The sequence below is a fragment of the Nostoc sp. genome (assembly GCF_036919895.1).
Taxonomy (GTDB): domain Bacteria; phylum Cyanobacteriota; class Cyanobacteriia; order Cyanobacteriales; family Nostocaceae; genus Nostoc.
Genome location: NZ_JBALBW010000046.1, coordinates 25,194 through 32,074 on the forward strand (window position 1 = coordinate 25,194; position 6,881 = coordinate 32,074).

Consider the following 6,881-nt stretch of genomic DNA (forward strand, 5'->3'; position numbering starts at 1 on the left):
GTCAAAAGGGCGTAGTTGCTTGTAAGTGCAAGATTTTTTCTAACTGTGGATGCTCGAAGTAAAGTTCCCTCGCGTGCAGATGTAACCTAGTGGTAACTGCATCACATCCATAAAGGCGATCGCCTAAAATACTTACCCCAAGTCCTCGGACATCAACTGCATGAACCCTCAATTGATGGGTGCGTCCTGTTAGTGGCGTAAATTCTACGCGGGTGTAATCTTGTTCTCTTGCCATTACTTGGAATTGTGTCAAGCTGGGTTTACCGCGTTGCCAATCAACTTTTTGATAAGGGCGATTTTCAGGATCTCCCCACAATGGCAAGTCAATTACACCTTGTTCAGCGATCGCAACACCGGAAAGTATAGCTTCATAAACCTTGTAAACCTGGCGTTGCTGAAACTGCTGGCTGAGTTGCCGATGGGTTTGGCGATCGCGTGCTAACAACAAAATCCCAGAAGTTTCTCGATCTAGGCGATGCACAGGTGCAAGCGCCATGCCATCCGGTAACAGATGACGTAAGCGACTCAAAACACTATCTTGGCGATCGCGATAACGTCCAGGTACTGAAAGTAAGCCAGCAGGTTTATTTACAGCAATCAGCCATTGGTCTTCATAAAGAATGGGGATATCTGCTTTGGTAGGAAAAAGAGGGCTAGTTGTGGGAAAATCCTTATCAGGGATTGAAATAGGTTTCAATCCTGAGAGCAAAAACCCCATCAATGGCTGACATCGTTCGGCACATGCGCCATAAAATTCTCCCTGAATTTTATCTTGATTTACTGAAAATGCACCCCACCAAAACTCTGCCATTGCCAGTGGTTTTAAATTATGTGTTGCTGCATAATGCAGTAACTTTGGGGCACAACAGTCTCCAGTGCCAGTGGGCGAGCCTTCTGGCATCAATTGCTGTAACGATCGCGATCGCCCCAAAAAATTAGTCAGGCTGTAGCTAGCGTGCATCTGAGCTTGTAATTGACGGGATAGCGCTTTCCGCTGTTGTTTAAGTTCGCTAATTCGCCCATCTGTTGCTGCAATTAACTGCTGGAGGGGCTGTAATACTTCATTTTGCTGGTGTTTAAGTTGTCGTCGCTCAATTCCCTGCTGACGACTTTCTTCGTCGAGTTGTTCAAGGGCAATCGTGAGTGCTTCTGAAGTGAGTGTGTTGCAGATTTGCTGGCGTTTTTGCTGTCGTTGATGTTTGCAATGACGATGGCGATCGCTCATTGCTTGCAATTGTTGTTCAAATTCATCGGCTAAGGTTTCATATTGCTGGCGTTCGCTTAGTTGCTTCAGGCTAAGGATTTCCTGCTTAATCGCGTCTAACTGTACTAATGTGCGGGTTTCCTCCAAAACAACTTCATCTCGTCCTGGAATTGGTGGAATCCAGTCTTCAACCACACTGGAACCATTCAACAGACCGGAAAAGGCTTTTAGTACCCGTTGTTCGCCATTAGGCAGTTCAACCAACAGTATTCCATACATCTTGCCTTCATGAGAATAACAGTCATTATTAGCAAGCTGTTGCATTAGTCCGTGAGCGATCGCTTCGGACATTGAGGTGCGAGGTAATTTTAGGCGATCGCCACTTTCAAGACAACGCCCTCCATACGAATAACTCGGAGTTGAATCGCTGACAGCAAAATAGCAGTCGATGAAATCTGAAAGTGCGTGCAGAACTACCATACAAGGTATGATTGCAAATTTAGCCGATCCTCATATTGTAATTAGCGATTCAATGCCCAGCAAATGCAGTATCTAAAGCAGCATATTAGCATGACTTTCTATTCAACCCGCTTAACTTCAAATCTTTGTAACCCTTCAGGGACTTCGTACTCAACCACAACATCTTTAACCACAGCAGCAGGTGGCCCAGAGTGACACCAGCGAACCATGTTATCTACAACCTCTCGCGCCCCTTCAAAGACTGCCTCTACTCGACTATCGGAGAGATTTCGCACCCAACCGGTTAATCCCAACTGTCTAGCTGTATCCACAGTGGAATAGCGATAGCCCACTCCTTGAACTCGGCCAGAAATGAATACATGGGCACGGACGATCTTTGGTAGTGCTGTAGAATTCTGCATAAACTGGTCTAATCTTTACGATTCCAGTCTACCTAGTTTATGTATACACTATCTGTTTTTAATCACACATGTCTAACCTGCCACCACTAAATACAGAAACGATTTGGGCAATTCTTGACGATAAACTTGATGATGCCACAGTTAACCAGTTGCTATGGCATTATTTAGGCTATCGCTATAATTCCTCAACTGCACAATGGGACAATAGCCTAGTTGCACCAGAATGGCAAAATGAGTACCCCCAACCACCAGATTTCATAGAGTCTCGCCCTGCAATAGTCAAATTGACCCGTTCTATTCCTGCTGAAAATAAACAAATGCTCAAAGAGAAGCTGGGTTTCAAAGGTTACAAAATTGGAGAATTTGGGCCTCGGCAAACTCGCAGAGCGACGGCGGCAAATTGGTTTTTAAGTTATCTACAACAAACTAACGGCAAAATTGATTAATCTGAAATAGCAGGTATTTATTGCTAAATACCTGCTATTTCAGAAGTTAATTAAAAGCCATTAATTAATCAACTCAAATTTTGTAGTTTAATACAAAAATATTTTTAAATTATTAGTGCTGCTAACAAAAGAAATATAATATAAAATTTATATATAAATTCAAAAAGCCAATCCGATCGATAGTCCAAAACTGTCAAAAAATAATAATTTTTACAAAGTATTCATGAATTCCTCCTGAAGATAGAAGCGCTATTTATATAAATATTTCTCTAGAGCGATTTGCGAATTCAATTGAGCATCAGAGAATAATTCTATCAACCCTTGATATTACAAACACTTCTATGGCAAAGCCAATTGAATTTAATTTATTTGCACCTTACAACAAAGGAGCCGCATTAATTGGTTCTTTTTCTGATTGGCAAGAAATTCCAATGAAAAAAGGTGATGATGGTTATTTTCGTACAAGTGTGCAACTAGAAGACGGTGATTATAAATATAAATTTCGTGTCCAGTCAAATTCATGGTTTTTGGAACCAGAACAATGGGTTGATGTTACAGACCCCTGTGCAACTGATATAGATGAACTGAGTGGAAAAGATGATGGTGTTATCTATGTAAAAGATGGACAAAGGATTACCGATACATACCATTGGCAACATGATGATAAACCTTTACCTGCTGACCACGAATTAGTAATTTATGAATTGCATGTTGGTGATTTTTCTGGTGGTGAGGACGATCCTTATGCACGAGGCAAGTATAAACACGTCATTGAAAAGTTAGATTATTTATGTGAACTAGGAATCAATGCTATTGAGTTAATGCCACTCAAAGAATATCCTGGTGATTATAGTTGGGGTTATAATCCCCGCCACTTTTTTGCGACAGAATCAAGTTATGGTTCTACTGCTGAATTGAAAAATTTGATTGATGAGTGTCACGGCAGAGGCATTCGTGTAATTATTGACGGTATTTATAACCACTCAGAAGCATCTGCTCCTTTAACACAAATTGACCACGATTATTGGTATCATCATGAACCTCGCGATCCTGATAATAACTGGGGGCCTGAGTTTAATTACGAACATTACGACGAAAAATTAGAGATTCATCCAGCACGGAAATTTATTAGTGAGGTAATTCGTTTTTGGGTTGGAGAATATCATCTTGATGGTATTCGCTATGATGCAGCGCGGCAAATTGCTAATTATGACTTCATGCACTGGATTGTTCAGGAAGCTAAAAATACTGCTAGCATGAAGCCTTTTTATAATATTGCCGAACACATTCCTGAAACTACCAGCATTACTAATATAGATGGGCCAATGGATGGTTGTTGGCATGATAGTTTCTATCACTGCATCCTAGAACATATCTGCGGTGATACATTTGATTTAGAGCGTCTCAAAGATGTCATTGACTGCAAACGCCAAGGCTTCTTGGGTGCTACGAATGTAGTAAATTACCTCACCAACCACGACCACAACCATGTCATGGTAGAATTGGGAAACCGTGAGATTTTTGACGAAGAAGCCTTCCGGCGGGCTAAGTTAGGAGTCGCCATCCTAATGACTGCTGTTGGTGTACCTTTAATTTGGATGGGAGAGGAATTTGGAGAGTATAAACCGAAACAACCTGAATCATCCAAAATTGACTGGACACTATTAGGTAACGATTTAAATCGTGGTTTGTTTGAATCATACAAAGGCTTAACCAACCTGCGTAAAAGTAATCACGCTCTCTACACAGAAAATATTGATTTTATCCATGAAAATGCAGATGCGAAAGTATTAGCTTATACTCGTTGGAATGATGAAGGTTCTCGTGTAGTCGTAATAGCAAATTTCTCAGAAAACTTTCTAGGTGGCTATCATATTGCCAATTTAGGAAGCGGTGGAACATGGCACGAGTGGACGGGCAATTATGATGTCGAAGCTGTTGAAGATGGCATCACAGTTGATTTGGGGCCATACGAAGCCAAAGTCTTTGTATGGCAATAATGATAGACATCATGACTGAGCCAGTATGACAATAATAAAGAAAAAGGGGGAAATATTTCCCTTTTTCATTTATTTTTTTAATCACGTACAGTTTAACTATAAATTTTTCAAGGCAGAAAGAAGCTGTTTTAAAATCTCATGGGTTTGTGTTACACTTCTTAATTGAAGTGCGTAATATAAAATTGTCAGGGCATCCCCATGCACAACAAATTATTTAACAGTAATATCGACAACGCTAATATTGAGAACGATCGCATTTTATTAACTCCCAATGAAATCAAATCGAAATTACCTTTAACACAATTAGCCGAACAAAGAGTTTTAGCATATAGGCGGGAAATAGAAGATATCCTGGATTTTCAGGATCGGAGAAAATTTATAGTAGTTGGGCCATGCTCAATCCACGACCCAAAAGCAGCGCTTGAATATTCTCAAAGGTTGAAAGCGTTATCCGAACGAGTTCAGGATAAGCTGCTACTAGTTATGCGAGTGTACTTTGAAAAACCAAGAACAACTGTTGGTTGGAAAGGATTGATTAACGATCCAGATATGGATGATTCTTTCCATGTAGAGAATGGTTTATTAATTGCACGGGATCTGTTATTAAAAATTACAGAATTAGGACTACCTGCGGGTACAGAAGCACTAGATCCAATCATCCCTCAATATATTAGTGAACTGATTACATGGTCTGCCATTGGGGCACGCACAACCGAATCCCAAACTCACCGCGAAATGGCAAGTGGACTTTCGATGCCTGTGGGTTTTAAAAACGGTACTGATGGCAATATCCAAGTAGCTTTGAATGCCCTGCAATCTGCTAGAAACCCGCATAATTTTCTGGGAATTAATCAAAACGGACAAGTCAGCGTTTTTCAAACTAAAGGTAATGGCTACGGACACGTAATTTTAAGGGGTGGTAGTCAACCTAACTTTGATCCAGCAAATGTGAAATTGGTAGAAGAGAAGTTAAAACAGGCAAATTTACCACCGAGAATTGTTATCGACTGTAGCCACGGCAATACCAATAAAGATTACAAATTACAAGGTGCTGTCTTAGAAAATATTGTTCAGCAAATAGTGGATGGTAATACATCAATAGTTGGCATGATGCTGGAATCACATTTGTATGAAGGTAGTCAACCAATTACTGGGAAACAAGAAGAATTAAAATATGGTATTTCTGTAACTGATAAATGCATTAGCTGGGAAGAAACCGAAAAAATTATTTTGGTTGCTCACGAAAAACTTAAATAAATACAGCAGATTGCAACGGGAGCATCCTATTTCTCTTTTGGATGTGGCATTAATGTGTGGTAGCAGTTGGGTATCAAATTGCATCAGTTGGTGTGGTGTATTGAGTTTGAGATTTCCTCAAGAAGGAAAGTGAATAAAACCCCTTTCCATTGTAAATAGTGGGGCTGGGAGTAAGGGTTTGTTACAGTGCAAAATGTCACTTTTACCGCTTATTCCTTCAAGTCATCCGCCTCTATCTCCTGTGGTTCCAGCAATTTTTTGCGTAGGCGTAGCCCAACTCAGGCATTGCTTCACCTCAAAGTAGTAAAATTCAAGTTCTCAGCCTCAACGTTCAAGCTTTTATCTCGGAGTTTCGAGTTAAAAGGTTGGACGTCCGAGTAAAAAGGTCGAACGTCCGAGTAAAAAGGTTGAACTTCCGAGTTAAAAGGTCGAACTTCCGAGTAAAAAGGTCGAACTTCCGAGTTAAAAGGTCGAACGTCCGAGTTAAAAGGTCGAACTTCCGAGTTAAAAGGTCGAATGTCCGAGTTAAAAGGTCGAATAATGGTGTTGTAAAAGCGTAGGCGTAGACCGTCGGATACATTGCTGACCTAAAATCTATTAAACTCAAGTCCGTAAGTCCGAAATATTGCATCTGTTGCATCACCCGCCATAGATTAGAAACCTATGGCTAATAGCTAAAGTCTTCAAAAGAAGACTGAGAAAAGGTTTGATTCCACTTGAGTGGACTTGGGCTATTAGCTTTAAATTGTAAGGCGGGATGTGAAGATAATTGCTAAATGTGTGTGATATATTTCCGAAATAGACAGAGCTACATTTGTATCTCCAAGGGCGATGTTGTATTTCATTACTAAATTATGGAACCTGTAACATTAACAGCAGTTGCAACTGCGATCGCTACTATAGTTTTAACTAAAGCCTTAGAAAAAACTGGCTAAAAGCTTGGTGAAGCGGCATTAAATAAAAGTCGTGAGTTAATCGAACAGCTACATAATAAAAATACAGCAATTCTCATTTTGAAAAAAAATCAGAGAAAATTCTTTATTTAAATAGAGAACTTGTGTCGAAGCATAATTTTTTGACAAATAATTATCAT

5 protein-coding genes are annotated in these 6,881 nt (G+C 40.1%); 3 read left to right on the forward strand and 2 right to left on the reverse strand.

Annotated elements, in window-relative coordinates; translation table 11 throughout:
* Nucleotide 1 precedes the first annotated feature (1 nt).
* Together V7K55_RS08195 and V7K55_RS08200 are read right to left on the reverse strand one after the other, a co-directional pair.
* Nucleotides 2-1,684, reverse strand: coding sequence for an RluA family pseudouridine synthase (locus tag V7K55_RS08195; RefSeq protein ID WP_334830007.1), 1,683 nt, complete (start codon nucleotides 1,682-1,684; stop codon nucleotides 2-4).
* Between the two features lie 98 nt (nucleotides 1,685-1,782).
* Complete coding sequence (locus V7K55_RS08200; protein WP_334830009.1) at nucleotides 1,783-2,085, reverse strand: acylphosphatase; 303 nt, start codon at nucleotides 2,083-2,085, stop codon at nucleotides 1,783-1,785.
* A gap of 68 nt (nucleotides 2,086-2,153) precedes the next feature.
* Between V7K55_RS08200 and V7K55_RS08205 the strand changes: the two genes are divergently transcribed.
* From V7K55_RS08205 to V7K55_RS08215, 3 genes are all read left to right on the forward strand, one after another.
* The gene (locus V7K55_RS08205; protein ID WP_334830011.1) at nucleotides 2,154-2,531 is read left to right on the forward strand and encodes a DUF1823 family protein; all 378 of its coding nucleotides are present in this window, start codon (nucleotides 2,154-2,156) and stop codon (nucleotides 2,529-2,531) included.
* Nucleotides 2,532-2,872: 341 nt separating this feature from the next.
* Entirely contained in the window at nucleotides 2,873-4,531 is a 1,659-nt protein-coding gene (locus V7K55_RS08210; protein ID WP_334830013.1) for an alpha-amylase family glycosyl hydrolase, read from the forward strand.
* Nucleotides 4,532-4,729: 198 nt separating this feature from the next.
* The gene (locus tag V7K55_RS08215; RefSeq protein WP_334830015.1) at nucleotides 4,730-5,788 is read left to right on the forward strand and encodes a 3-deoxy-7-phosphoheptulonate synthase; all 1,059 of its coding nucleotides are present in this window, start codon (nucleotides 4,730-4,732) and stop codon (nucleotides 5,786-5,788) included.
* Nucleotides 5,789-6,881 lie beyond the last annotated feature (1,093 nt).